The sequence below is a fragment of the Ruegeria sp. A4 genome (genome assembly GCF_056543025.1).
Genome location: NZ_JBQGAW010000013.1, coordinates 16,839 through 41,605, shown reverse-complemented (window position 1 = coordinate 41,605; position 24,767 = coordinate 16,839). Strand labels below are relative to the sequence as shown.

Annotated in this window: 23 protein-coding genes and 2 tRNA genes; 16 read left to right on the top strand and 9 right to left on the bottom strand. The window is 56.6% G+C overall.

Translation table 11 applies throughout. From position 1 onward, the window contains the following. Nucleotides 1-6 precede the first annotated feature (6 nt). Nucleotides 7-654, bottom strand: coding sequence for a tetratricopeptide repeat protein (locus tag ACR0E2_RS19970; protein WP_480447657.1), 648 nt, complete (start codon nt 652-654; stop codon nt 7-9). A gap of 100 nt (nt 655-754) precedes the next feature. Between ACR0E2_RS19970 and pyrF the strand changes: the two genes are divergently transcribed. After that, nucleotides 755-1,465 carry an orotidine-5'-phosphate decarboxylase gene (gene pyrF, locus ACR0E2_RS19965; RefSeq protein WP_480447656.1) on the top strand — a complete coding sequence of 237 codons (711 nt, stop codon included), beginning with the start codon at nt 755-757 and terminating at the stop codon, nt 1,463-1,465. Nucleotides 1,466-1,804: 339 nt separating this feature from the next. Then, nucleotides 1,805-3,058 carry a DNA polymerase IV gene (locus ACR0E2_RS19960; RefSeq protein WP_480447655.1) on the top strand — a complete coding sequence of 418 codons (1,254 nt, stop codon included), beginning with the start codon at nt 1,805-1,807 and terminating at the stop codon, nt 3,056-3,058. Nucleotides 3,059-3,060: 2 nt separating this feature from the next. Here the strand turns inward: ACR0E2_RS19960 and ACR0E2_RS19955 are convergent, their stop codons facing one another. Continuing rightward, nucleotides 3,061-3,921: an N-formylglutamate amidohydrolase gene (locus ACR0E2_RS19955; protein WP_171172618.1), complete on the bottom strand. Its 861-nt coding sequence runs from the start codon at nt 3,919-3,921 to the stop codon at nt 3,061-3,063. A 148-nt stretch (nt 3,922-4,069) separates the two neighbouring features. Here ACR0E2_RS19955 and ACR0E2_RS19950 point away from each other — a divergent pair. From ACR0E2_RS19950 to ACR0E2_RS19925, 6 genes are all read left to right on the top strand, one after another. Next, nucleotides 4,070-4,144: transfer RNA gene (locus ACR0E2_RS19950), tRNA-Val, on the top strand. A 90-nt stretch (nt 4,145-4,234) separates the two neighbouring features. After that, on the top strand, nt 4,235-4,360 hold the full coding sequence (ykgO, locus tag ACR0E2_RS19945) for a type B 50S ribosomal protein L36 (RefSeq protein ID WP_008755722.1): 126 nt from the start codon (nt 4,235-4,237) through the stop codon (nt 4,358-4,360). Between the two features lie 114 nt (nt 4,361-4,474). Next, nucleotides 4,475-5,635, top strand: coding sequence for a WD40/YVTN/BNR-like repeat-containing protein (locus ACR0E2_RS19940; protein WP_480447654.1), 1,161 nt, complete (start codon nt 4,475-4,477; stop codon nt 5,633-5,635). A 195-nt stretch (nt 5,636-5,830) separates the two neighbouring features. Further along, nucleotides 5,831-6,847 carry a Fe(3+) ABC transporter substrate-binding protein gene (locus ACR0E2_RS19935; protein ID WP_480447653.1) on the top strand — a complete coding sequence of 339 codons (1,017 nt, stop codon included), beginning with the start codon at nt 5,831-5,833 and terminating at the stop codon, nt 6,845-6,847. A gap of 118 nt (nt 6,848-6,965) precedes the next feature. Then, a complete protein-coding gene (locus ACR0E2_RS19930) occupies nt 6,966-7,520 on the top strand; it encodes a helix-turn-helix domain-containing protein (protein ID WP_480447652.1) in 555 nt (184 codons plus the stop codon). Continuing rightward, nucleotides 7,517-8,038, top strand: coding sequence for an N-acetyltransferase family protein (locus ACR0E2_RS19925; protein ID WP_480447651.1), 522 nt, complete (start codon nt 7,517-7,519; stop codon nt 8,036-8,038). The genes ACR0E2_RS19930 and ACR0E2_RS19925 overlap by 4 nt, the downstream gene beginning before the upstream one ends. A gap of 194 nt (nt 8,039-8,232) precedes the next feature. Here ACR0E2_RS19925 and ACR0E2_RS19920 read toward each other — a convergent pair whose 3' ends face one another. The 3 genes from ACR0E2_RS19920 to ACR0E2_RS19910 all read right to left on the bottom strand — a co-directional run bounded on the left by ACR0E2_RS19920 (nt 8,233) and on the right by ACR0E2_RS19910 (nt 13,596). Beyond that, complete coding sequence (locus ACR0E2_RS19920; protein ID WP_480447650.1) at nt 8,233-11,025, bottom strand: bifunctional aconitate hydratase 2/2-methylisocitrate dehydratase; 2,793 nt, start codon at nt 11,023-11,025, stop codon at nt 8,233-8,235. A gap of 182 nt (nt 11,026-11,207) precedes the next feature. Continuing rightward, nucleotides 11,208-12,545 (bottom strand): serine hydrolase domain-containing protein, encoded by a 1,338-nt coding sequence (locus ACR0E2_RS19915; RefSeq protein ID WP_480447649.1) that lies wholly within the window; start codon nt 12,543-12,545, stop codon nt 11,208-11,210. Nucleotides 12,546-12,672: 127 nt separating this feature from the next. Continuing rightward, nucleotides 12,673-13,596: a LysR family transcriptional regulator gene (locus ACR0E2_RS19910; protein WP_480447648.1), complete on the bottom strand. Its 924-nt coding sequence runs from the start codon at nt 13,594-13,596 to the stop codon at nt 12,673-12,675. Between the two features lie 122 nt (nt 13,597-13,718). Between ACR0E2_RS19910 and cuyA the strand changes: the two genes are divergently transcribed. Further along, nucleotides 13,719-14,732: a D-cysteate sulfo-lyase gene (gene cuyA / locus ACR0E2_RS19905; RefSeq protein ID WP_480447647.1), complete on the top strand. Its 1,014-nt coding sequence runs from the start codon at nt 13,719-13,721 to the stop codon at nt 14,730-14,732. Between the two features lie 3 nt (nt 14,733-14,735). After that, nucleotides 14,736-15,443, top strand: coding sequence for a cysteate racemase (cuyB, locus tag ACR0E2_RS19900; protein ID WP_480447646.1), 708 nt, complete (start codon nt 14,736-14,738; stop codon nt 15,441-15,443). Between the two features lie 53 nt (nt 15,444-15,496). Here the strand turns inward: cuyB and ACR0E2_RS19895 are convergent, their stop codons facing one another. Further along, the gene (locus ACR0E2_RS19895; RefSeq protein WP_171230771.1) at nt 15,497-16,381 is read right to left on the bottom strand and encodes a LysR family transcriptional regulator; all 885 of its coding nucleotides are present in this window, start codon (nt 16,379-16,381) and stop codon (nt 15,497-15,499) included. A 269-nt stretch (nt 16,382-16,650) separates the two neighbouring features. Between ACR0E2_RS19895 and ACR0E2_RS19890 the strand changes: the two genes are divergently transcribed. From ACR0E2_RS19890 to ACR0E2_RS19875, 4 genes are all read left to right on the top strand, one after another. Next, nucleotides 16,651-17,616 carry an ABC transporter substrate-binding protein gene (locus ACR0E2_RS19890; RefSeq protein ID WP_480447645.1) on the top strand — a complete coding sequence of 322 codons (966 nt, stop codon included), beginning with the start codon at nt 16,651-16,653 and terminating at the stop codon, nt 17,614-17,616. A gap of 66 nt (nt 17,617-17,682) precedes the next feature. Continuing rightward, nucleotides 17,683-18,738 (top strand): quaternary amine ABC transporter ATP-binding protein, encoded by a 1,056-nt coding sequence (locus ACR0E2_RS19885; RefSeq protein ID WP_480447644.1) that lies wholly within the window; start codon nt 17,683-17,685, stop codon nt 18,736-18,738. Continuing rightward, nucleotides 18,735-20,276, top strand: coding sequence for an ABC transporter permease (locus ACR0E2_RS19880; RefSeq protein ID WP_171641806.1), 1,542 nt, complete (start codon nt 18,735-18,737; stop codon nt 20,274-20,276). Before ACR0E2_RS19885 ends, ACR0E2_RS19880 begins: the two co-directional genes overlap by 4 nt. Next, entirely contained in the window at nt 20,273-20,992 is a 720-nt protein-coding gene (locus ACR0E2_RS19875) for an alpha/beta fold hydrolase (protein ID WP_480447643.1), read from the top strand. The genes ACR0E2_RS19880 and ACR0E2_RS19875 overlap by 4 nt, the downstream gene beginning before the upstream one ends. A gap of 268 nt (nt 20,993-21,260) precedes the next feature. Here ACR0E2_RS19875 and ACR0E2_RS19870 read toward each other — a convergent pair whose 3' ends face one another. After that, on the bottom strand, nt 21,261-22,166 hold the full coding sequence (locus ACR0E2_RS19870) for a hypothetical protein (protein ID WP_480447642.1): 906 nt from the start codon (nt 22,164-22,166) through the stop codon (nt 21,261-21,263). 145 nt (nt 22,167-22,311) lie between these two features. Here ACR0E2_RS19870 and ACR0E2_RS19865 point away from each other — a divergent pair. Next, a tRNA-Thr gene (locus tag ACR0E2_RS19865) sits at nt 22,312-22,387 on the top strand. A 608-nt stretch (nt 22,388-22,995) separates the two neighbouring features. Here ACR0E2_RS19865 and ACR0E2_RS19860 read toward each other — a convergent pair. Together ACR0E2_RS19860 and ACR0E2_RS19855 are read right to left on the bottom strand one after the other, a co-directional pair. Then, nucleotides 22,996-23,238, bottom strand: a complete 243-nt coding sequence (locus ACR0E2_RS19860; protein ID WP_480447641.1) for a hypothetical protein — start codon at nt 23,236-23,238, stop codon at nt 22,996-22,998. Nucleotides 23,239-23,418: 180 nt separating this feature from the next. Then, nucleotides 23,419-23,622 (bottom strand): hypothetical protein, encoded by a 204-nt coding sequence (locus ACR0E2_RS19855; protein WP_480447640.1) that lies wholly within the window; start codon nt 23,620-23,622, stop codon nt 23,419-23,421. A 191-nt stretch (nt 23,623-23,813) separates the two neighbouring features. On the opposite strand from ACR0E2_RS19855, the gene radC reads away from it, so the two are divergent. After that, nucleotides 23,814-24,752, top strand: coding sequence for a RadC family protein (radC, locus tag ACR0E2_RS19850; RefSeq protein WP_480447665.1), 939 nt, complete (start codon nt 23,814-23,816; stop codon nt 24,750-24,752). The last annotated feature ends 15 nt before the right edge of the window (nt 24,753-24,767 follow it).

The window sequence follows — 24,767 nt, the reverse complement described above, 5'->3', positions numbered from 1 at the left end:
GTGGATTTAGCCCAGACGCGCCGCGGCATCGGCGCTGCCGTTTGGGGCCGCCATCTTCAGATAGTCGACCGTGCGCTGCATATCGCGTGCGACATGCGTGTCTTCGCGATAGATTACGCCGAGGTGCAGCAGAGACGGCTCATATCCGAAGAATGCGGCCCTTTCATAATAGTACAGCGCCTTGTCGATGTCGGGCGCAATACCTTTCCCGTTCTCGTAGCCATAAGCGACGTTGTGCATCCCCATCGGCAGACCGGTTTCGGCAGCCGCCATGTACCAGGCAAACGCGGTCTCGTGGTCCGCGGGAACGATCTCGCCATCATTATAGAGAGAAGCGAGCGTGTTCATCGCCAGCCCGCTGCCCTCCATCGCGGCCAGTTCCGAAAACTCGAGCGCCATTTCCAGCTTGCCGCCTTTCATGAGCGCCCGGCCAAAGGCGGCGGCGACCTCGGCATCGACATCCTGGTCTTTCAGCAGCAGATCGGCACAGATCGCCATCGCATTCTCGGCGTCCATGTCGGCCCATTTCACCCCGTCGAAATAGGGCGACTGCCCCGGAGCGGCAGCGGCCATCAGGCAGTCACACTCTCCATCCGAATAGTCGGGGTCCTGCGGTGGATCGTCAGGGTCGGGTTCCGGCCGAGGCCACCACACCCAACCGTATCATCCCGTTTTTTCCTGCGTCTTTTCTTGTCTCAATGCGTCACACGCTCTACAGAAGCGCCGATCCCGTCAAGTTTGAAAGGCCGAAACAATGTCCCGAACCGCAGATGACCGCCTGATCGTCGCCCTCGACGTCCCCAACGCGCTGGAAGGGCTGAAGCTGGCCGAGACGCTGGGCGACGCCGTGTCGTTCTACAAGATCGGCCTGGGCATGCTGACAGGCGGCGGGCTGGCACTGGCCAACGAGCTCAAGCAGGAACATGGCAAGCGCATCTTCCTGGACATGAAGCTGTTCGACATCGGCAACACGGTGGAAAACGCGGTGCGGGGGCTGGCGCAGTTCGATCTGGATTTCCTGACCGTGCATGGCGACCCGCATGTGGTGCGCGCCGCCAAGGAAGGGGCGGCGGGCAAGGATCTGAAGATCCTGGCGGTGACAATCCTGACCTCGCTGAACCGCGACGATCTGGATGCCGGCATGATGAAGGCCGGTGACGTTCAGGACATGGTGGTGGAACGCGCCGCCCACGCCTTCGAGGCCGGGGCCGACGGCGTGATCGCCAGCCCGCAGGAGGCCGCCCTGATCCGCGCCCTGCCCCAGGCGGCGGGCCGGCTGATCGTAACCCCCGGCGTGCGTCCGGCAGGCGCGGCACTGGGCGATCAAAAACGTGTGGCCACACCGGCCAGCGCCATCCAGGACGGAGCGGATCATATCGTAGTTGGCCGCCCCATTTATCAGGCCGAAGATCCGAAATCCGCGGCCGCGGCCGTTTTGACCGAGTTAAATTCTCTAAAAACGTGATGAGAAGGGCCTTCGTTTCAACTGGGATTCATGCTGAAAAAACCGCCGCAACAGGTTGACCTTACGTCAATTTTTCGCGAATCCGCGCCAAATCGTCCCTGTGCCAGAAAACACACATTCAAAAAGCGAGTTTTTGAAAAGCGCGCTTAACCCTATCTCAGCCCGAAAATCTTAGCGATTCTTAAGGGGATTTACTCCCCAACGAACCTACTCTTCCTGAGGTTCGTTACTTCCCCCCGCAAAGCGCGGGGGGTTTCTTTTCTCTGAATGATCTTTGATCGATACCACTGGATGATATAAGGAACCCCCAAGACAACTGCGGAACACACGAGGACGCAGATGCCCGGTCTTTGCCGAGATTGCCTGACCCCTTTGACGAACGAACGGCGCTGCACGGCCTGTGGCAGCCCCAGGGTAAAGTCTCATCCCGAACTGTTTGATCTGTCCATCGCGCATATGGATTGCGATGCCTTCTATGCTTCGGTGGAAAAGCGGGACAATCCGGAACTGGCAGACAAGCCTGTCATCATCGGCGGCGGCAAACGCGGTGTTGTGTCCACGGCATGCTACGTGGCCCGAATTCGCGGTGTGCGATCCGCCATGCCCATGTTCAAAGCGCTGCAACTGTGCCCCGATGCCGTCGTGATCAAACCACGCATGTCCGTATATGCCCAGGTGTCACGGGACATCCGCGCCATGATGGACGAACTGACACCAGTGGTCGAACCCCTGTCCCTTGACGAAGCTTTCATGGACCTGTCCGGCACCGAACGCCTGCACGGAGCCCCCCCGGCCGTCATGCTGGCGCGCCTGGTCAAACGCATGAAGGATGAACTGGGTGTGACAGGATCCATCGGGCTGAGTCACAACAAGTTTCTGGCCAAGGTTGCCTCGGACCTCGACAAGCCCCGCGGGTTTTCGGTGATCGGCAAGGCAGAGACGGCAGAGTTTCTGAATGACAAACCCGTAAGGTTGATCTGGGGCATTGGCCCCGCCGCGCAGGAAACACTGGACCGGGCAGGGATTCGAACCTTCAACGACCTGCTGCGTTGGGATCAGGAGGCTTTGACTGCGCGTTTCGGCTCGATGGGGTATCGCCTGTGGCATTTGGCACGGGGTCAGGACAAACGGCGCGTTTCAGCCCATGAACCGATGAAATCCATCAGCAATGAGACCACGTTTTTCGAGGACACCGCCAATATTGATGTTCTGGACGGACATTTGTGGCGCATGGCCCTGAAGGTCTCGGACCGGGCCAAGGCCAAGGATCTGGCTGGCCGGGTCGTTACGCTGAAGCTGAAGAAAGCCAATCACAAGGTTCTGACACGGCGCGTGTCATTGCGGGACGCAACGCAGATCGCGGACAGGATTTATCGCACCGCAAAAGGGCTTTTCGATCAGGTGGGGGATCAGGGGCCGTACCGCCTGTTGGGGTGTGGCCTGTCTGACCTGTGCCCGGCGGATCAGGCCGACATCTCCGGCGACCTGCTTGATCCCGGCGCCGCCCGCAGATCACAGGCCGAGCGGGCCACCGACCAAATCCGCCAGAGGTTCGGCCCGGAAGCAATCGTGAAGGGCCGTGCTTTGCGCTAGTTTCATTCCGCCGCCAGACGATGAGGTTTGGAACCGATCCTGGATATGTCGCGCACCACCTGCCGAAGGAGTTTCGAAAACGTCATGAAATTGGCGTTCGGCGCAATCTTTTCTTCGTCCATATACAAGGCCCGGTCGATTTCAATCTGGATCGCGTGTTGCTGGCGGGTGGGGCGGCCATAAGTCTGAGTCACATAGGCCCCCGCAAACGGGGCATTGCGCACAACATTCAGACCTGCCGCAGCAAACGCCGATTCGACGAGGTCCACGATTTCAGACGAGGCCGAAGCACCGAACCGATCACCCAGCACGATCTCGGGCCGTTTGTTTCGGGTCGTACCAGCCATGGCCACCGCCTCATGCGGCATGGAGTGGCAATCCACCAGTATGGCCTGGCCGAATTTCTCGTGTGATTCGGCCAGCAGGGATTTCAAACGTGCATGATAGGGGCGCCAATAGGTGTCGATACGCAGCCGCGCCTCGTCCATGGTCAGCTTGCCGCTGTAGATTGCCCGTCCATTGGCCACAACGCGGGGTATCACACCCAACCCTGATGCGACCCTGGGGTTGTGCCCATGCCTGCGGGCACCGCTGATCAGCGCCGGGTCCAGTTCATCCAGACTGCGATTCAGGTCCAGATAGGCGCGCGGCATGGTCGCTTTGATCAAAGGCGCGCCATTTTCGGCCGCAGCAGCAAACAATTGATCCACGAAGGCGTCTTCCGAGGATCGAATCACGCTTTGATTCAGAACGGACCGCTTCAAAAACGCTTCTGGATAATTCCGCCCGCTATGCGGAGATGAAAAAACCACGCATGAACTGCGGTTTTCTGGCATATCCAATACAAAGGCTGCGTTCTGCATGATCCCTCCATGTTCGCAATCAACATAGACCGGAAAATAGTTCTACCAAACCCCTTGAACCCCTTTGCGACTCCTTTTATAGACCCCGCTACCGGCGCGGGGTTCCGCGCCCCATTTCGTTATGGGGCTGGGCACGCAAAGGGAAAGTGGGCGGTTAGCTCAGCGGTAGAGCACTTCGTTGACATCGAAGGGGTCACAAGTTCGATCCTTGTACCGCCCACCATGATTTCACTGTTCCGGAGATCCGGGACACCCGAGTAACCCAGGCGCTGGCCACGTCCTTGATGAAGGCGCCGCAGATTGGAGACAGACCATGAAGGTCAAGAACTCGCTCCGCTCGCTCAAGAATCGGCACCGCGACTGCCGTATTGTGCGTCGCAAAGGCCGCGTCTACGTTATCAACAAGACGCAGCGCAAGTTCAAAGCTCGTCAGGGCTGAGAACAGCGAAACATCGTTTTAGAAAACCGCGCTCTTGAGCGCGGTTTTTTTTGTTTTCTGCACCTGTGCGCCCGACGTGCTACCCTTGCTTCGATATTGCGGAGTGTAAAACCCATGCGCGAACACGGCATCGACGTACTGGTGGGGACGACCAAGGGAACGTTCATTATCTCTGGTGATCAGAACAGATCAGGCTGGAAAGTGACGGGCCCGCATTGCGAAGGATGGCCGATCAACCACGTCATCGGCGACAAGGGAACGGGCACGCTTTGGGCCGGGGGCGGTGGTGACTGGCATGGCGCCGGTGTCTGGTGTTCCGAAGACGGCGGTGTGACTTGGCAGGTCGCAAAACTCACCAAGGGCCAAATGGACGAGTGGGCCGCCAACGATCAGGATTTTGCCCAGATGATTGGCTGGACCGGAGAACCCGCACCATTCGCCGATGAGTTTTCTCAGGTCTGGTCTTTGCGTTATCAACATGGAACGTTGTACGCTGGCACAAAACCGGCCCGCCTGCTTGCCAGCCACGACAATGGTCGGACATGGGACACGCTTGAGGGCCTGACAAACCACCCCTCAGCACCCGATTGGAATCCCGGCGGTGCGGGACTGGTCCTGCATACAATCGTGACTGACCCAAATGATTCGAAAAAGCTCTGGGTCGGCATTTCCGCTGCGGGTGTGTTTGCAACCGAGGATGGCGGCGCAAGCTGGGAGCGGCGCAACAGATTGTCCAACGCCGAATCTTGCACGCATCATGATCATCCCGCTGCCCCCAGGGATGGTGAAACGGGTCATTGCGTCCACAACATGGTTCAAGCTCCGGGAACCGCGGATTTGCTCTACCAGCAAAACCATCACGGTGTCTGGCGCTCGGCCGACGGAGGGCGCAGTTGGGATGACATCACCAAAGGCCTGCCATCCACCTTTGGATTTCCGATTCATGTGCACCCACGCGATCCTGACACGATCTGGACATTACCTTTGAACGGAGACAGCATCGGGCGCTATCCACCGGATGCCGCTGCGGCAGTTTGGAAATCCACAAATGGAGGCGCAACATGGCAAGACCAGCGGCGTGGGTTGCCGCAAGAAAGCTGTTTTTTCACTGTTCTGCGACAGGCCATGGCCGGAGACCACCGAGACCCCGCCGGTGTCTATTTCGGGACCAACAGCGGCTCGGTTTTTGCCAGTGTTGATGAAGGGGACACCTGGACGGAAGTCGCGCGCCATTTGCCCACGATCCTTGCAGTTGAGGTACTTGATCGTGAGTGATCCAGACACTTCCCTGTGACGCGGATCTTCCCGTTCAACTCAAGTCGCGCCCGCCCGGAAAAGCCTCGCAAGGGCGCCTGCGCTCATTTGACCAAGTAAATCTGTCGGATTTTCTTGCATCTCGCTGAGAATCGTATAATTGAGCAAATCAGTCGGGATATCGACCGACGCGAAATTCAATTGTTGGGGCAAACAATGCTGAAATCCACAACCTGCCTGGCTGCCGCTCTGTCGGCATTGATCGCAACATCAGCCGCGGCTGAAGGCGAGCTGAACCTTTATTCGTCGCGCCACTATGACACTGACGAACGTCTTTACACGGACTTCGAAGAAACGACCGGCATCAAGATCAACCGGATCGAAGGCAAGGCGGATGAATTGATCGCGCGTATGGAAGCCGAAGGCGCGAACTCTCCGGCGGATGTCATGCTCACGGTCGACACGTCTCGCCTGGCGCGCGCCAAAGATGCGGGCATTCTGCAAGCCATCGACAGCGAAACCCTGGAGGAGCGCATCCCCGCCAACCTTCAGGACGAAGACAACCAGTGGTTCGGCTTCTCGCAGCGCGGTCGGATCATCTTTTTCAACAAAGAAAACGTTGCCAATCCGCCGGCCACTTACGCGGACTTGGCCAAGCCGGAATACAAGGGCCTGATCTGCATCCGGTCCTCGACCAACACCTACAACCAGACCCTGCTCGCCTCGATCATCACACATGAAGGCGCCGAAGCTGCAAAATCCTGGGCGGAAGGCGTTGTCGCCAACATGGCCCGAGACCCGCAGGGAGGTGACACCGACCAGCTGCGTGGCATCGTTTCGGGTGAATGCGACATCGCTGTATCGAACACCTACTACTATGCACGGGCTATCCGCAAAGACGTCAAAGGCCTGTCCTCTGATCTCGACAAGATCGGCTGGGTCTTCCCCAATCAGGACAGCTATGGTGCGCATATGAACCTGTCGGGCGGTGGCGTCGCGGCACACGCACCGAACAAGGAAAACGCAATCCTGTTCCTCGAGTATCTGGCAAGCGATCAGGCGCAGAAGTACTTCTCGGCGGGCAATGACGAATTCCCGGCAGTACAGAGTGTTGAACTAGCGGAATCGGTAAAGGCACTGGGTGAGTTCAAAGCTGACGGCGTGAACCTGTCGGAAGTCGCAAAAAACATCCCGGAAGCACAGAAAATCTTTAACGAAGTCGGCTGGAAGTAATCCACTGCCTCGTCAAAAGCTGGCAGAGGGCGCGGAGTTTCTGCGCCCTTTTTCATTTACACAACCATATTTCTTTTGTACTTTTCCCGTAAATGAAAACTCCTCTCGTTTTTGATCCATGCTCGACAACCTCTCAAACCGCCTTGCCGTCCGTTTGAACGATCTCCGCCACGGGCGCGGATGGTCGCTGGATCAACTGGCCGCTCAAAGCGGAATCAGCCGCGCCACGCTGTCCCGCATGGAGAAAGGAGAGGTCAGCCCCACCGCTGAGAATCTTGGCCGCCTCTGTGCCGCTTATGGCCTGCCGATGTCCCGGCTTTTGATGATGGTCGAAGACAGCTTTGACCCCAAAGTGCCGTTTGAACGCCAGACCGAATGGCGCGATCCCGAAACTGGCTTTACCCGCCGTGCAGTTTCACCCCCTGCAAACGGCCTGAACGCCGAGGTCGTGGAATGCCACCTGCCGCGCGACACGGTCATCACTTACGAGGCGCCGCCCAAGTCCGGACAGGAACACCATCTGATCCTGATCGACGGCGCACTGACACTGACTGTTGACGGAACACCTCATGCGCTGAGCGCCGGAGATTGCCTGCGCTATCACCTGTCGGGCCCGACCCGGTTCGAAACAGGCGCATCTCGCGGTGCGCGTTATCTCTTGGTGCTGATATGATCTCGCGTCTGACCGATCCCGATTTCAGCGCGGCAGTAGATGATCTGGCGGAAATCCTCCACGCCTGTGTGCATGACGGGGCCAGCATCGGCTTCGTCCTTCCGTTTACCGAGGGTGACGCACGAAAATACTGGCTGCAAAACGTTCGACCTGGGCTGAAATCCGGTGCATTGGAGCTGTTTGTCCTCCACGACAACGGGCGCATTCAGGGCACGGTGCAACTGATCCCCGCGACCATGCCCAATCAGCCGCACCGCGCCGATGTCGCGAAACTTCTGGTGCACCCTAACGCCAGACGGCGCGGTTTTGGCCGCGCCTTGATGCAAGCCCTTTTTCAACGAACGACAGAGTTGGAACGCACGATGCTGGTTCTTGATACCCGCAGCACCGACCCTTCTCGATTGCTTTATCTGGACCTTGGATTTCAGATCGCCGGGGAAATTCCGAACTATTGCCGGAACCCGTTCGAAACCAGACTGGAACCCACAACTTACATGTATAAAGAGCTGTCAGCCTGACGCCAAACAGCGGCCGTATAACCGTGGATCATGGATTTTTCCCCAGTGGCCCACGCGAAGTCGTGCGAAAGGTTCGGGGCATTCCCATGCCGCGCTTTTGCGCGGCGCGCGCTGCAACCAGGCCTGAACACAGCGGAACTCAATCGCCCGGCCACCTGAAGGGATGACCGGGCAATCAACTTTGTGCCTTGCGTTTAGAAATGCGCTGACTTCGTGCCTGCGGGCTTTTCCATCGGAGGCGCAAATTTGGTCAGGTCGATACCTTTCACGGCCGATTTGTATTCCTCGGCGGTCGGCATTCGGCCCAAAACAGCCGACAGCACCACCACCGGGGTCGAAGCAAGCAGGGATTCGCCTTTCTTGTCCGCCGCGTCCTCAACAACACGCCCCTGGAACAGGCGTGTGGACGTGGCCAGCACAGTGTCACCCTTTGCGGCTTTCTCCTGGTTGCCCATGCAGAGGTTACATCCCGGACGCTCCAGATACAGGATGTTCTCGTATTCCGTCCGCGCTTTGCTCTTTGGGAACAGATCGTCGAATTCAAAGCCTGAATACTTCTGAAGAATGCTCCACTCGCCTTCTTCTTTCAGCTCATCGATGATGTTGTAGGTGGGCGCAGCAACGACCAGAGGGGCCTTGAATTCTACTGTGCCCTTCTCCTGCTCGATGTTTTTCAGCATTTGCGAGACGATGACCAGATCGCCCTTGTGCACCATGCACGATCCAACAAATCCCAGATCGACCTTCTTTTCCCCTTTGTAGTGGGAAACCGGCCGGATCGTGTCGTGGGTGTAACGCTTTGAGACATCGGCGTTATTGACATCCGGGTCGGCGATCATGGGTTCGCTGATCTCATCCAGATCAACCACCAGCTCGGCAAAATACTTGGCGTTTTCATCCGGTTTCAGGGCGGGCTTTTCACCCGACTTGATTTCCGCGATGCGCGCGTCGGCCTTGTCGATCAGACCTTGCAGTGTCCGGGCCTCGTTATCCATTCCCTTGTCGATCATGATCTGGATACGGCTTTTCGCGATTTCCAGAGATTCGATCAACGTGTCATCCGCCGAGATGCAGATTGAGGCCTTGGCCTTCATCTCGGCCGTCCAGTCAGTAAAGGTGAATGCCTGATCCGCCAGCAATGTGCCGATGTGAACTTCGATGATCCGGCCCTGGAACACGTTGTCGCCGAATTTCTTCAGCATCTGCGCCTGGGTGGCGTGAACCACATCGCGGAAATCCATGTGATCCGCCATCTGGCCCTTGAATGTCACCTTGACCGATTCCGGGATCGGCATGGTGGCTTCGCCAGTGGCCAGCGCCAGTGCGACAGTACCCGAGTCAGCGCCAAACGCGACGCCTTTGGACATACGTGTATGCGAGTCGCCACCGATGATGATCGCCCAGTCATCCACGGTGATGTCGTTCAGAACCTTGTGGATGACGTCTGTCATCGAGTGATAAACACCTTTGGGGTCACGCGCGGTGATCAGACCAAAGTTGTTCATGAATTTCATCAGTTTTGGGATATTCGCCTGCGCTTTGGAATCCCAAACCGAAGCAGTGTGACAGCCAGACTGATAGGCGCCGTCAACGGTGGGCGAGATCACCGTAGCCGCCATGGCTTCCAGTTCCTGCGCCGTCATCAGGCCGGTGGTGTCCTGCGAACCGACGATGTTGACCTTCACCCGAACATCCGAGCCCGCATGCAGAACTTTGCCTTCGGCTACGCCGACCGCGTTCTTGTTGAATATCTTTTCAACCGCCGTCAGGCCCTGCCCTTCATGCGAGATCTCTTTGGACGGTGCAAAAGCGGATTTCAGCTCGATGCCGAGCGTCTCGGCTGCGAATGTCTGGAGCTTTTTACCAAAGACAATGGCATAAGATCCTCCGGCCTTTATGAACTCGGTCTTTTGCGGCGTGAAGGATGATGACAGATCGACCAGCTCTTTGTCGCCTGCGTCATTGTACAGCTTTTTGTCCTTGGTGTTGATGGTCAGTACCGTTCCGGTCTCGACGGAATATTTCTGCTCGAGGATAGGATTGCCGTCATTGTTCAGGATCGGATTGCCGTCGGCATCCACTTTCTTGACCCAGTTCTTGAGATCGATGCCGATCCCGCCGGTGACGCCGACGGTGGTCAGAAAGATCGGTGAAATCCCGTTTGTACCGGCAACAACCGGCGCGATGTTCACGAATGGAACATAGGGGCTAGCTTGCTTTCCGGTCCACAATGCAACGTTGTTGACACCGGACATGCGCGACGATCCAACGCCCATCGTCCCTTTTTCAGCAACCAGCATGACGCGCTTGTCCGGGTGCTGTTTTTGCAAGTCCTGAATCTCGGCCTGTGCTTCGGGTGAGATCATGCACTTTCCGTGCAATTCGCGGTCCGACCGCGAATGCGCCTGATTGCCGGGCGACAGAAGATCGGTCGAAATATCCCCTTCGGCCGCCACATAGGTCACAACCTTGATTTCTTCTTCGATGTCGGGAAGCCGGGTAAAGAACTCGGCCTTGGCATAGCTTTCCAGAATGTCCCTGGCAACGGCGTTCCCGGCCTCAAAGGCTGTTTTCAGACGGTTGGTATCTGCGTCGTACAGGAACACCTGGGTTTTCAGAACTGCCGCCGCTTTCTGCGCAATCTCTGCGTCATCGCCCAGCGCCAGATCAAGCAGAACCTCTACCGATGGGCCGCCCTTCATATGCGACAGCAATTCAAACGCGAAATCCTGCGAGATTTCTTCGACCATCGCTTCACCCAGGATGATCTCTTTCAGAAAGCGCGCCTTTTCACCTGCGGCGCTGGTTGTGCCCGGAAGCGTGTTGTAGATGAAGTAGTTCAGTGAATCGGCACGATGAGCGTGACCCGTATCTTTGATCTGCCCGATGATTTCCTGCAAAAGAGCACCGTCTTCGATGGGTTTGGGGTGCAGACCCTGTTCTTTGCGCGTCTCGATTTCGTTCAGGTATTCTGTGTAAAGGCTCATGACGGTTCCGACCATTTAGCTGATGCACCGGGCCATGTGAAAGCCCGGCACCTTGAATTTGTATGCGGCGGTATACCAAACTGTGCCGGCGTGCAAGATACCGATCTGCGACCCAGTGTCCTGCCCTACGGGCGATGCCCGCCGCAATGTCGGGCGGTGGGTCGACGTGAATGTTCGATCCCCTACCCCCCGAAAGCCGCAATAAGCGCTTTCGCCAAGGGAAAAGAAGAATAGCCCACCCGTGAAGGTGTAAGCCCCATCCGCACGACGACCATGTCACGCGATGGGAAAATTCCGATGGACTGACCGTCATGCCCTTGCAACCAAACCGCGTCTTCAAACGGTGGCAGGTCGCCCGGCGATTTCAACCAAAGATGACCTTTGGCATATTCCCCACCAGACGCCGCAACGGGTTCGAACATCCAGTCCACAAAACCTATGGGCAGAATCTGTGCGCCGTCCCAAACCCCTTTTTGCAGCAGAAACTGGCCATACTTCGCCCAGTCTCGGGCCGTGGCGTACATATAGCTGGATCCGATGAATGTATCGGCGACATCCGTCTCGATGATCGCCGAAGCCATGCCAAGCGGTTCAAAAAGCGCATCCCGAGGATAGCTCAAACCGCCATCGGGCAGCTTGTCCTGCCAAACCCGGGACAACACGGTGGACGTGCCCGAGGAATAGTTGAAGTCGGCTCCAATGCCGGCTTCCAGTGCACGGTCAGCAGCGAAACCGGCCATGTCATTGCTGAGATACAGCATCCTGGTCACGTCTGACACGTCTCCGTATTCTTCATTCCATTGCAGACCGCTTGTCATTGCCAGCATGTCCGCAACAGTAATGTCTCGCCTTGCGTCTTCTGCCCAATTGGGAAAGCTGTCGACAAGGGTGTCCGATACATTCATCTGACCCGCGTTGATCAACGTTCCGATCAGCCCGGCCGTGACCGTCTTGGTCATGGACCAGCCCAGCAACGGTGTGTCGGCGTCGAACCCTTCCGCATAGCGTTCGGCCACGATGCGGCCGCCTTGAACCACCACTATGGCGCGGTACCCTTCGCCAAGCAGCGTATAATCCGACAAGACGGCCTGAATTTTGGGATTATCAGACAGCGCAACGTCGTTTCCGCTTGGCCAAAGACCTGTCGGCACGGGATTGGCGGCTTCAAGTCGCTGCGTGCTCAGGGATGTAGCATGCACGTTGGTGCAGCCAAGCCCCTGCCGGAACTGCGACCTGGCGGGCGCGAAGAACCGAAAGAGCCGCGCATGAACAGTCTGCGCCTCTCGATCGACATCAATCGAAACATGTTTGAGCAGCGGATGCCCCGGGGCCTGCACATCCACCGCAAGGACCTCTTCCGGATCACGTCCCGCAATGAAAACGTTTGAACAGACAATCTTGGCCGAGTAATTCGTGCCCACTTTCAGCAAATCCGGGGGGGCGATCAGCAGATAACCAAGCAGCCCGACGATGCCCAGAACCACGACACCTATACCCGTTTTCAATACCTTCCTGAACATCCGTTGACCTGCCCTGTTGCTGTCATTTCAGCACAGGTTAGATACATCCTGCCCGGTTTTGCCACTATTCCGTTGCGTATTCTTCCGACGCTGATCGGCAGACCCGGCACCTTTTTCGGTGAACGGCTCAGGTCGCGTCGTCGCTTTGATCCTGCGACAACCAAAAGCTTTGCGATTGCCCGGCAAGACGTTGCCAAATCAATTCACTGAACTCTGGCTTCGCTTCGGCCAAACGGACCATTCTTATTGTCAGCGCCTGCGCAGGCAGGGCGTCTTCAACGCTTACAAGCTGTCCCTGAGCAAGCGGCGTGGCGACCAAAGAATAGGGCAACCAGGCAACGCCGATTTCATTCACGGCATAATGCAGCATCGCCAGCGTCAGGGCCGTCTCGGCCTTGGCCACGAGTCTGGTTTCGTCGGGCAAACGCGGTGCAATCAATCGGGAAAACACTTGCCCAAGAAAGACATCAGGCGGGTAGACAATCGCAGGAATGGTCTTGCAATCCAATTCCCGGCGCATTGCAGGTGCGCATACCGGGATCAATGTCTCAGCACCAAGCGTTTTCGCCTCAAACGCACTTTCAAGGTTCTGCACCCCGCCGTCCGATGCCGCGTACATGATCGCGAAATCGACTTCTTTCGAGATCAGCTGCAACAGGCATTTATCCTGGTTCCCCGATCGCACCTGAACCGAGATATCGCTGTTTTCGGTCAACATCCGGACCACTTTCGGCGAGACGGTTGTCGTCAGCGCATGCTGGCACACGAGCGACAAAGACTGGCTGGCCTGATCGCTTTCTGTTTTCAAACTGTGACGCAGTTTGTGCAGACGCGCGCTCAGCTCGCGCAGTTCAGGTTCCAACGCCTGAACGCCCGGCATCAGGGATACGGGTTTGCGGCGACGATCAAACAGGGTCGCACCGATACTGCCTTCGATGAGCCGCACCCGACGGGTAAAGGCAGATTGGGTCAGCAGCCGTTTTTCGGCAGCGCGCGTCAGCGATCCGCTGTCCAGCACGGCCAATATGTCGTCGATCCATTCCAAACGCATGTGAACCAGATAGCGCAGGCCTTACTAATATGCAATTTTTGCAACATACATACTGAATTTCGAATTAGCAGAGCGGCAACACACAGCGTAAATTGACGAAAATCAATATTAGGAATTGTGACATGCATCTTGCGCGCTTTCCCCGCCTTCACCTCGCCCATCTTCCGACACCGCTTGAACCGATGAAGCGGCTTTCCAAAGAACTGGGGGTGGAAATCTGGATCAAGCGCGACGATTGCACCGGCATGTCAACCGGCGGCAACAAGACCCGCAAGCTGGAATTCCTGATGGCCGAAGCAGAAGCACAGGGCGCCGACATGGTGATGACGCAAGGTGCCACCCAAACCAACCACGGTCGACAAACCGCAGCCTTTGCCGCCAAGCTGGGCCTTGATTGCCATATTCTTCTGGAAGATCGCACCGGCTATCAAGATGGCAACTACAATACAAACGGCAATGTCCTGCTGGATCACTTGCACGGCGCGACCACCCAGAAGTTTCCCGGGGGGCACGATATGCCGGGCGAAATGGAAAAGACTGCCGCGAAGAAACGGGCAGAAGGCCGCAATGTCTATGTCATTCCCGGCGGCGGCTCGAACCCGACCGGGGCGCTGGGCTATGTAAACGCGGCCTTTGAACTGTTGGGTCAGGCCAATGACAGCGGATTGCGGATTGACCGGCTGGTACATGCAACAGGGTCGTCCGGTACGCAGGCAGGTTTGGTGACGGGAATGTGCGCCATGAATGCGCAGGTGCCCGTGCTTGGCATCGGGACAAGGGCCCCTCGGCCAAAGCAGGAACAGATGGTGTACGACCTCGCCTGCAAGACGGCCGAAAAGCTGGGGTGCGCGGGCGTGGTAAAGCGTGAAGATGTCGTGGCCAATACCGACTATGTCGGCGAAGGCTATGGCCTGCCCACGGAAAGCGGCATCGAAGCGATCCAGATGTTTGCCGAATTGGAAGGTATCCTTCTGGATCCCTGCTATTCGGCCAAGGGTGCGGCGGGCCTGATCGGTCTGGCGCGCAAAGGCGAATTCAAAGACCAGCGGGTCGTTTTCCTTCACACGGGCGGCGCGGCGGCTTTGGCGGGGTATGACTTTGCCTTCGATCACAAAGACCGCTGGGTGAATATCTGAGCAATGACGCATCGCCCCATCGGCATTCTTGGCGGCATGGGCCCCGAGGCAACGATCCTCCTCCAGCGCAAGCTGGTCGAGGCCGTGCCGGTGAGCGACGACCGGGACCACATTCCGCTTTTGATCGACATGAACACTCAGGTCCCGTCGCGGATCGCGCATCTGATCGAAGGGGCGGGCGAAGATCCGGGGCCGACACTGGCGGCCATGGCACGACGACTTCAGGATGCCGGTGCCATGGCGCTGGCAATGCCCTGCAACACGGCGCATCACTATGCAAAGGCGATCACCGAGGCCGTGACCGTTCCGCTGTTGAACATGGTTGAACTGGCCGCGGATCACGCCGTCGGGACACTCGGGAAGGGGGGGTGCGTTGGTGTGCTCGCTTCTCCGGCGGTGCGCCGTACTGGCCTTTTCGAAACAGCCCTGCAAGCGCGCGGGCTGTCAACCGTTTGGCCAACGGATGACGGCGCGATGCTGGAGGCGATCCGCGCGATCAAGGTCAACGGTCAAAGCGACAAGGCGCGCGAAACTCTGCGAGCGTCCTCAAGGGCCTTGGTCAAGGCGGGGGCGGACTTGCAGTTTGTCGCTTGCTCTGAATTCTCCCTCATTGCCGACAGCGTCGCGGATGACGCCAATGCAGTGGATACGATTGATCTGCTGGTCCGCGCGATCGTCAGTTTTTCTCAGACGGACCGGCATACGAGGTAAAGGCGCATCTTCCGTTCAATGGCCGGTTGGTGCGCCAAAACGAATCCGTCCGGTCACAAACGCTGCCAAAGCTGGTGCGCGATCTGATCCAAACTGGCCGGATTGGAAAAGGCTGAAATCGTCAACGTCGCACACCATGCATCGTCACCGATCGGCACCAGCAAGCCCTGATCCAGCTCCGCTGAGATCGACGTTTCGGGCATCCAGGCAAATCCGCTGCCGGTCATCAATCTACGTTTGATCGTTTCGACCAGGCTATCGACATATATCGTTTCGGTATTCTGGGGTTTCCGGTCAACGGTGTTTTCAACGACCATGCCCAAGAAGGACGATCGGTCATAGGCCAGATAGGGGATCGGCGGGCCATCCTGCCGGGACAAATCCCAACCCAGTGTCCGCACCGGCTGAGCGGCAGCCACCGGTATCAGACGGTCCTTCAACAGATCCTTACGCTCGAACGCGGTTTCGTCGATCATGGGCGAGACAGTATGGTGATAGTAGCACAGCAGGATATCCACCGCGCCTTCGACCAAAAGATCACAGCAGGTGCTCAGAGAATCGGACAGGACGCGTGTGCGCAAATCGGGGATCTGTTTCTGCAACTCTTCTATGCGGGTTGCCAAAAAATTAACCGCAATGGTGTGCAGAACCGAAAACCGGATGAACCGACTGTCGCCCCGGTCGGCGTCCCGCAGGGATTGGCGGGATTCAGACAGCTGTGAAATTGCCGCCTGGGCAACAGGCAGGAATTGTTTGCCGGCCTCGGTCAATTGAACCGGATAGGTTGCCCGATTGACCAAAGGCAGCCCCACCCAGCTTTCCAACGCTTTGATTCTGCGACTGAATGCGGATTGCGTGATGTTACGTTCATCAGACGCACGGGTGAAGTTCAAGGTCCGGGCGAGGCATTCAAAATCGCGTAGCCAATTCAGATCCAAAGCGTGTCCCCGCTTGTGAAAGAGCATTTTCAGCAAGGGTACAGAAAACTATGCAGAAACAGAATAGTTTGATGAAATGTTCGAATTGGCTCTCGGAAAAGCTCCTGTTCTAGACTTCCGGGCAGGGTGTGGCGGTTGGCCTTGTTTTCAGCCTCCCGTCCGAATGTGTCGCCAAAGGCAAGTTGGCGCGCCCCTATTGCGCGACGGGAAAATCGAACAACGGAAAGAACGACGCCGAACCACGGCGCATTTCAACAGAGGAGAAGACCATGAGAACCAATCTGAAAAAGCTGGGGATGGCTGCTGCGCTCAGCGTCTGCGCTGTGCCGGCATTCGCAACCGAAGAAGTGAAAATCGGCGTGCCATCCTGGACCGGCGCCCAGGCGATTGCCCATGTACTGGGCGCAGTCGTGGAAATGCGCATCGGGGGCAAAGTGGAATATGTGCCCGGCAACAACGCCACGATCTTTCAGGCGATGGATCAGGGCAAGGGCGATATCGACGTTCATCCCGACGTTTGGCTGCCCAACCAGGAAAGCTTCACCAAGAAGTATGTGGACGAAGCGGGCACCGTCACCCTGTCATCGAACCCCTACGAGGGCAATCAGGGTTTCTGCGTCAGCAAAGACTTTGGTGAAGCCAACAACATCACCGACATCGCCGATCTGGGCCGCCCGGATGTGGCCGCATTGATGGACAGTGACGGCAATGGCAAAGGTGAAATGTGGATTGGCGCGCCGGGTTGGGCTTCGGCCAACGTGAACGAAGTCAAAACCCGCGACTATGGTTTACTTGATTTCATTGAGCCGATACGTGCCGAGGAAAGCGTGAAAACCGCGCGGATCAAGGACAGCATCGCCAAGGGCGAAGGCTACGCCTTTTATTGCTACAAGCCGCATGCCGTCTGGTACATGTTCGACGTCCAGATGTTGACCGAGCCACAATTCGACCCGGCAAAATACGTGATGGTCCAACCGTCTGATGACCCGGACTGGTACAACAAATCCAATGTTGCGACCAAGGACGCCCTCAAGAACGTGCAGATTGCGTGGTCCAACACGCTGCCAGAGCGCTCTCCGGCGATTGCCGATTTCTTGGCGAATTTCGCATTGACGGCGGATGATGTCAGCGAGTTCGCCTATGAGATCAGCGGCAAGGGCCGCGACCCGGCGGACGTTGCCCGTGAATGGGTCGAAGCGAACCCGGATCGTGTCGACGCCTGGCTGGGTCTCTGATCTCTCGTCCCAAACAGGGTGGCGGCGATGGACGGCGCCACCCAGATGCGCACCTCTGGGGGACTTATGAGCGACGATACCGTTATTGAAATCTCGAATGTCTGGAAGATTTTCGGGAGCAGGCCCGAGGTGGCGCTGCAGGCAATCCGCGACCGTGGATTGGACAAAGCCCAGGTGTTGGCGGAATACAACTGCGTTGTCGGCGTCGCGGATGTCAGTCTTTCGGTCAACCGGGGCGAGATATTCTGCATCATGGGCCTGTCAGGCAGCGGGAAGTCCACTCTGGTCCGCCATTTCAACCGGCTGTTGGAGCCCACCGCAGGCAAGATCGAAATCGAAGGCACGGACGTGATGGCCCTGGGCCCGAAAGAGCTTCAGCAGTTTCGCAACAACAAGATTGGCATGGTCTTTCAGAACTTTGCGCTGATGCCGCATCGGTCTGTGCTGGACAATGTCGCAATGCCGCTGGAAATCCGGCAGGTCAGCAAGAATGAACGCATGCGTCAGGCCGCGGCTATTCTGGATATCGTCGAACTCGGAGCCTGGGGATCGAAATTCGCCCACGAGCTGTCCGGGGGAATGCAGCAACGTGTGGGCCTTGCCCGGGCACTGGCAGCGAACCCGGATGTGTTGTTGATGGACGAACCGTTCTCGGCGTTGGACCCGTTGATCCGTCGGCAATTGCAGGATGAGTTCATTCGACTGAGCAAAATCCTGAAAAAGACGACGATCTTCATCACCCATGATTTGGATGAAGCCGTCCGCATCGGGAATCGGATCGCGATCATGCGCGACGGCAAGGTGGTGCAGATCGGAACGGCCGAAGACATCGTCATGAACCCCGCCGATGACTATGTCGCCGATTTCGTGGCGGGTATCTCAAGGCTCAAGGTGGTGCGTGCCCACGCCGTCATGCGGCCCATACCGGAACATGTCGCGACCCATGGCCCTCTACCCTCGGACGCCCCGCGTGTGAATGAAGGCGAAAACCTGAGCACGCTGATCAATCTGGCAATCGACACCGACAGCGCGATCCTTGTGGAGGACGGCGGCGTGGATGTTGGCGTCATAACCCGTGCCGATCTGTTGCGCACCGTGATCGAAGGAACCGAAGTGTCATGAGTTCTTCAGATGTGAACCCGCTGGAAGATACCGAGAGCGAAGCAGCCCAGGCATATGCCGAAGAGCGGCGCGAAAACATCCGAGCCTTTGTTCGCACCAGCCCCGACTATTACATCCGCAACTTCGACAAGATCGGCGCGTCGTCCCGCTTTACGCCGACTTTCAATCTGATGGCCGGGTTGTTTGGCCCGGTCTGGTTCGGTGCACGGGGCTTGTGGTCATGGGCGTTGCCATTTCTGATCCTCGAAACAATAGCCTACGTGCAGATCGCGCGCGGGTTGTTCGGCGACCTGGCGGCCGAGGCAATGGAACGCATCGCGTCAATTGAAGGGACGCTTGAGCTGCGCCGACAGCAGTTGGCCGCTGCCATCGAAAACAATTCGGACAAGATCGACGTCTATCAGCGAACGGTGGACTCGCTCGAGGAAAACATAGGTGGCATCCGCGCCGAAGCCGAAGCAATGGCTGCTGAAGGGCCATACATCGTTCTGACCGGCCTGATCATTCTGATCATCGTCAAGCTTGTTCAGTCACAGGTGGCAAACTGGGCGCTCGAGGCGCGTTTCTCGGAATGGCTGTCAGATCGTTCAATCCGATCTGCAATGCCGGTATCGCAGATCGTGTTCAGCGCGATCTTCATGGCGCTGATCGTTGCTGCGGCGATGATGCATTACAGCTTTCCGGGGCGTTTCTCGTTGCTCAGCCATTTCCCGACAGACCCCAATATCCGCCTGACCAGCATCACTTGGGTGGAAGATTTCATCGCCTGGTGCGTGCGCAACAGCGAAGCGTTCTTTGACGGGCTGACATTCGGTATCCGTACCCTGCTGGACGCGCTTGAGGTCATCTTGGTGCAGACGCCATGGATCGTGATCGCCAGTCTCATCATTCTGCTGACATGGCTGACTGCGGGCGTCAGCACGGCAATCTACTCGGGCGCGTTTCTGGCCTATATGGGGCTTTTGGGCTTTTGGGAGGGCGCAATGACCACGCTGGCCTTGTTGGGGACAGCGGCGTGCCTGTCTATTGTCATCGGAATTCCACTGGGCATGTTCGCGGCGCGTCGCCCTCGGTTCTATGCTTTCATCCAGCCGATCATGGATTTCATGCAAACCATGCCCGCCTTTGTTTTCATGGTCCCCGTGATCGCGTTTTTTGGTGTCGGCAAGCCGGCGGCAGTCGTGGTCACGATGATTTTCGGTGGTACGCCCGTGGTGCGCCTGACCGTCCTGGGCTTGCGTGGCGTGCCCGAAAGCGTGCGCGAGGCGGCGATCAGTTTCGGCGCCAACAAATGGTATCTGCTCACCAAAGTCGACTTGCCGCTGGCAAGCCCATCGATCCGGGCGGGGATCAATCAGACAATCATGTTGTCACTGGCAATGGTTGTTGTTGCGTCTCTGATCGGTGCCAAAGGGCTGGGCGAGGATGTTCTTGAAGCGTTGCAATACGCGAATGTGGGCCAGGGTATTCTTGCGGGGTTCTCAATCCTGTTCTGTGCCATGATCCTCGATCGGATTGTGCAGGGCGGCCGGAAATGACACCCATCGTGTTTGTTCACGGGTTCCTTGGCGGCAGTCGGCAATGGCAGCGGCAGGTCGAGGCCTTGCGGGGTTACGATGTCATCACGCTGGATCTGCCGGGTTTTGGCGAAAATGCGCAACGTGACGCGTTTTGCAGCATCTCGGGATTCGCGAACTGGGCGCTGAATGAGCTGAAGATGCGCGACATCGAGACATGCCACCTGGTTGGTCACTCGATGGGTGGAATGGTCGCGCAGGAAATGGTTGCCCGTGCGCCCGAACGTGTTGACCGTTTGGTTCTTTATGGCACCGGGTCCGTAGGAGTGCTGCCCGGGCGGTTTGAGACCATCGACACTTCGAAAACCCGTGCCTGTGCAGACGGGCCAAAAGTGACGGCGCGGCGGATTGCGGCAACCTGGTTTCTCGAACGCGAAAACGCCTTGGAATACGAGCTTTGCGCCACGATAGCCCAGAAAAGCAACCTGAAGGCCATGCTGTCTGGTTTGGATGCGATGCATTCCTGGAGCGGCGCTGAAAACCTGCCGGCAATCAGGACCAAGACGCTGATTATCTGGGGGGATCGTGATCGCACCTACCCATGGAGTCAGACGGAACAGCTGTGGCAATCCATTCCGAATGCAAACCTAGCGGTGATACCAAACTCTGCACATGCGACCCATCTGGAAAAAGCTGAACTGTTCAACGGGATATTGCGAGATTACTTAGTTGCCTGATGAATTGTGCCAAACAAATGAACCGGTCAGTTGATGCCATTCTGCTGCAAACCGGATGATCAATTTGGTCGAAGGCCATGGTTTGTAAGATAAACCCATCGACCGGCAGGATTTTCCGTATCAACACGTCGCTGCAAGACCACCAGTTCGCTGCCTGATATTCAGCAGGGCCCCAAATATGCTTGCGTTCCTGCCCTCACGCCGGATTCGTGGAAAAGCTTCCTTCGCGCAATTTGTGCACCCAACCCAACGGCACTGCGCAAACCGATCAGATTTGCAAAAAACGAACGTCAGGCATGGACCGGATCGTGGCCAGATCCTGTTCGTAAAGCTCTGTGAACGCTTCAACTATGTCGGAATTCCAGCCCGGTAAATCGAGCTCTTCTTCGATTTGCTCCGGCCGGGCGTATTCGTCCAGAATATTCGCCATCTCTTCACGTCGGCGGCCGTGATCGATGGCGTCCCCTTTTCTCACGATGTCCAATACATGACGTTGTCCGGCTTCTGTCAAAAGGGAGGACAGGAATGCAAACTCTTCATGAAGCACAGCCTCGTCAGGCAGTCCCGCTATGGCGCGGATGATATCGCCCCAGATAAGCGGGGAATTCTCGTGTTCCCACAAGGTGAGCTGAACCTGAGGCGCAAGATCCCGCAGGTCTTCGATCATGCCAAGCCAGCTGAGGCAGCTTAAATCCGTGCTGGCCAGAATGTCCCGCCGATGGTCTTCATGGATCGAGGCCAGAATCTTTGGGATAAAAACCCCGGGGTTCACCAGCCCTGCAAACACTTGAACCTGCACGCCGTCCAGCAGAGTGTCCGTATGGGCTGTTCTATTCCCTGCAAACGGATAGATCTGGCCGTCTTGCAGCGCGGTGCGCCTGGGGCCAAAGAACTTGTCGCTCGACACAACCACGCGGTCCAGATTCTGGTTTCCGGCAACAAGCTCGGACAATCTGTTCCGTGCGTCTGCATCAGATACACCCTGCAGAATCGAGTCAGACATCACTTTGACGAATAGCCGGGACCGCCGCGGCCCCAGAACCGCAGTTCGGTATTTGGCCAGTACGCTCCTGTTCGCGCCAAGCGAGGACATCACCAGCCCTTCATCCGAAAAGGCAACACCGGCGTGGATGGCAACCTGCATTTTTTCCTTTACCCCTTGGCTTTTCTGCATAGCCGCGTCCGTTACCACTCGCGAGATATTTGCAACGGATGAATTCAGCGTTTTTTGCACGTTCTCAAGAAATCGGGCAATGTCTAAGTTTAGGCTAAAATTCAGGCTTGCAGTCTACTGCCAGAGGAAGTAATCGACAGCCAGTGCCCCTATAGCTCAGCTGGTAGAGCAACTGATTTGTAATCAGTAGGTCCGCGGTTCGAGTCCGTGTGGGGGCACCACTTTAAAATCAATTACTTACACTGATGTTGCACCACTTATCCCGTGACGCTATTTCATGCTGGGGGACAAATGGGGGACATATTGCGTGAATTTCTGCATTTGACGTGGGAATCGACTCGTGTGCTAAGAACCGCCGCCCTGCGCCCTTTTTTCGTTATCAGGCGGCTGGTGATATCGGCACCTCGGCACCAATTTGAAACTGCATGCAAAGGCGGGCTATCGAGTGTCAAAAAGATACCTTGAAAATACCTTTTCCAAGCTCCGCGTTGCCGTGCAAGGAGTAGCAAATTGTTAACGGAGAACGTTTGTGAAACAACTTATTTCACTCAGCCTGTCTGCTCTTGTCCTTTCATCTGCAGTTGCATTTGCTCAGAATGAGCCCAAAGAACCAGGCAATATTCCAGTAGCCACAGAGTCATTTTGGACTCTTATGAACAGTAAGCAAGACGCGAAGGTGTACAACGCAGCGTGTTGCAAGGTGTGCCGAAAGGGTAAGGCTTGTGGAAACAGCTGCATCAATCGGAGCTACACCTGCCACAAGGGTGTGGGTTGCGCTTGTAACGGATAAGCGGTCGCCACTTTACTGTGTCTGGGGAATACATGGGACTCAGAATCTGGGGTCCGGGTCGAAGTTGCAGACTTCCATAACCTGATCCTTTGTCGGGTTTCCCTGCGCCGCGCCGCCCCAATCGTAGTAATAGAGTTTTAGGCCGCAGCTCAAACCGTGATTAGCATAGTAGGCGTTTCTGAGGTTCTCGTGGCTAATTTCAGCGTAGGCAAGAACTGCGACGCTGAATGCAATCACCAAACCTATGGCGGCAAAATATAACTTGAACAACGCATCAATCATACGAAATCATCTTTCTTCCCGGCGGAGGTAAACAAAGTGCAACTTGCTGCTTCCGACTCAACGAACGTTTTTGCTTTGTTACCAATATGATGCTGTTCGCTTCAAGGTTTCTCGCTACAGGTATTGGTCTGGGGCCTTTTTTGGGTATCAATTCTGTCCAGCAGTGCATTCTGCGCCCCCTCAGGTAAGGGATTTCAGGGTGGCCAAGACATTGCGCAGAACGTGTTTATCTAGGTCGCCAGCAATGCCTCCCGTTAGGTCCATGTTTGCTTCGTCGCTCAGTGCAAACTCCAACTGTATGGCGGCACCTTCGGGAGTTGTTGCAGGCGTCGTGCAAATCAACTTGTCCAGCTCTCGCAAGCGCAACCAATCGGGGTGATCCATTCCAAAGTCGGTGGTGCCGGGGTCGTAAAGGCGGTCGTGTATTGCGCTATATTCGGCGACCCATGCGCGGTGCGGATCTAGTAGGCACCGCATCAACAGGTGGACCTGCACGGCAGGTCTTGCTCTATTTACCATCAGTTAACCAACCTGCCGCCATTGTTGTTCAGCAGAGGAAGGCAATGGGTGCGACGATGAAAAGTCAGATACTAGACCAATTGAGGGAAGTTATTAGCCGGGACAAAAAGAGATTCGGCAAGTTGGTCAAATTTGATGGACAGAACGGCTTTTCAGAAGACGCGATGCAAGGACTCAAGGATCTGGAAGCACGAACACCGCCACCTGAAGCAATCACCGAACCGGCTCACACGCCCGGATACGTTTACCGCGACCGCCTATCGCCAAAGAACGCAGCAGGGGGCGGCTTAGTCAAAGGTGATGACGGTGCAAAGCGTCCACACTATTGGGGTCACCGCGAACGCCTGCGGCAGCGCTTCCTAAAAGGCGGTCATGAGCCGATGCCCGAATACGAGTTGCTTGAACTTCTATTGTTCAACGCAATTCCCAGGATCGACGTCAAACCGCTGGCTAAACGCCTATTGGCGGAATTCGGTGACCTCAACAGTGTGATTGCAGCTTCGAAGCATCGCGTCCTACAGGTCGAAGGGGCTAACGATTGGGTCTATTATCATCTTCGTGTCGTTGAAGCCTTTGGGCACAGAATGGCGCAAGCGCAAGTGATGAAGCGGGACGTTATGTCATCATGGGAGGATTTGGTGACCTACTGTCGCACTGCAATGGCGCATCGTGAAATCGAGCAGTTCCGCGTTCTGTATCTCGACCGAAAGAATGTTCTGATTGCCGATGAAGAACAGGCGCGGGGCACAGTTGACCACGTGCCGGTCTATCCGCGCGAGGTAGTCAAGCGTGCTCTGGAATTGAATGCCAGTTCGATCATCCTCGTTCACAATCATCCGTCCGGCGATCCGACTCCGAGCAAATCAGACATCACTATGACTGAACGTATCCAAGACGCCTGTAGCACCTTGGGTATTCTCGTCCATGACCACGTTATTATTGGAAAAAAGGAAGAATTTTCGTTCGGTTCTAGTGGTTTGCTACTCAAGTATTAGTCTGTAAATAAAGTT

Bases quoted from the DNA above. Each gene is read 5' to 3' on its own strand.
- pyrF (WP_480447656.1), top strand. From the start codon at position 755: ATGTCCCGAACCGCAGATGACCGCCTGATCGTCGCCCTCGACGTCCCC.
- ACR0E2_RS19960 (WP_480447655.1), top strand. From the start codon at position 1,805: ATGCCCGGTCTTTGCCGAGATTGCCTGACCCCTTTGACGAACGAACGG.
- ACR0E2_RS19955 (WP_171172618.1), bottom strand. From the start codon at position 3,921: ATGCAGAACGCAGCCTTTGTATTGGATATGCCAGAAAACCGCAGTTCA.
- ykgO (WP_008755722.1), top strand. From the start codon at position 4,235: ATGAAGGTCAAGAACTCGCTCCGCTCGCTCAAGAATCGGCACCGCGAC.
- ACR0E2_RS19940 (WP_480447654.1), top strand. From the start codon at position 4,475: ATGCGCGAACACGGCATCGACGTACTGGTGGGGACGACCAAGGGAACG.
- ACR0E2_RS19935 (WP_480447653.1), top strand. From the start codon at position 5,831: ATGCTGAAATCCACAACCTGCCTGGCTGCCGCTCTGTCGGCATTGATC.
- ACR0E2_RS19930 (WP_480447652.1), top strand. From the start codon at position 6,966: ATGCTCGACAACCTCTCAAACCGCCTTGCCGTCCGTTTGAACGATCTC.
- ACR0E2_RS19925 (WP_480447651.1), top strand. From the start codon at position 7,517: ATGATCTCGCGTCTGACCGATCCCGATTTCAGCGCGGCAGTAGATGAT.
- ACR0E2_RS19920 (WP_480447650.1), bottom strand. From the start codon at position 11,025: ATGAGCCTTTACACAGAATACCTGAACGAAATCGAGACGCGCAAAGAA.
- ACR0E2_RS19915 (WP_480447649.1), bottom strand. From the start codon at position 12,545: ATGTTCAGGAAGGTATTGAAAACGGGTATAGGTGTCGTGGTTCTGGGC.
- ACR0E2_RS19910 (WP_480447648.1), bottom strand. From the start codon at position 13,596: ATGCGTTTGGAATGGATCGACGACATATTGGCCGTGCTGGACAGCGGA.
- cuyA (WP_480447647.1), top strand. From the start codon at position 13,719: ATGCATCTTGCGCGCTTTCCCCGCCTTCACCTCGCCCATCTTCCGACA.
- cuyB (WP_480447646.1), top strand. From the start codon at position 14,736: ATGACGCATCGCCCCATCGGCATTCTTGGCGGCATGGGCCCCGAGGCA.
- ACR0E2_RS19890 (WP_480447645.1), top strand. From the start codon at position 16,651: ATGAGAACCAATCTGAAAAAGCTGGGGATGGCTGCTGCGCTCAGCGTC.
- ACR0E2_RS19885 (WP_480447644.1), top strand. From the start codon at position 17,683: ATGAGCGACGATACCGTTATTGAAATCTCGAATGTCTGGAAGATTTTC.
- ACR0E2_RS19880 (WP_171641806.1), top strand. From the start codon at position 18,735: ATGAGTTCTTCAGATGTGAACCCGCTGGAAGATACCGAGAGCGAAGCA.
- ACR0E2_RS19875 (WP_480447643.1), top strand. From the start codon at position 20,273: ATGACACCCATCGTGTTTGTTCACGGGTTCCTTGGCGGCAGTCGGCAA.
- ACR0E2_RS19870 (WP_480447642.1), bottom strand. From the start codon at position 22,166: ATGCAGAAAAGCCAAGGGGTAAAGGAAAAAATGCAGGTTGCCATCCAC.
- ACR0E2_RS19860 (WP_480447641.1), bottom strand. From the start codon at position 23,238: ATGATTGATGCGTTGTTCAAGTTATATTTTGCCGCCATAGGTTTGGTG.
- ACR0E2_RS19855 (WP_480447640.1), bottom strand. From the start codon at position 23,622: ATGGATCACCCCGATTGGTTGCGCTTGCGAGAGCTGGACAAGTTGATT.
- radC (WP_480447665.1), top strand. From the start codon at position 23,814: ATGAAAAGTCAGATACTAGACCAATTGAGGGAAGTTATTAGCCGGGAC.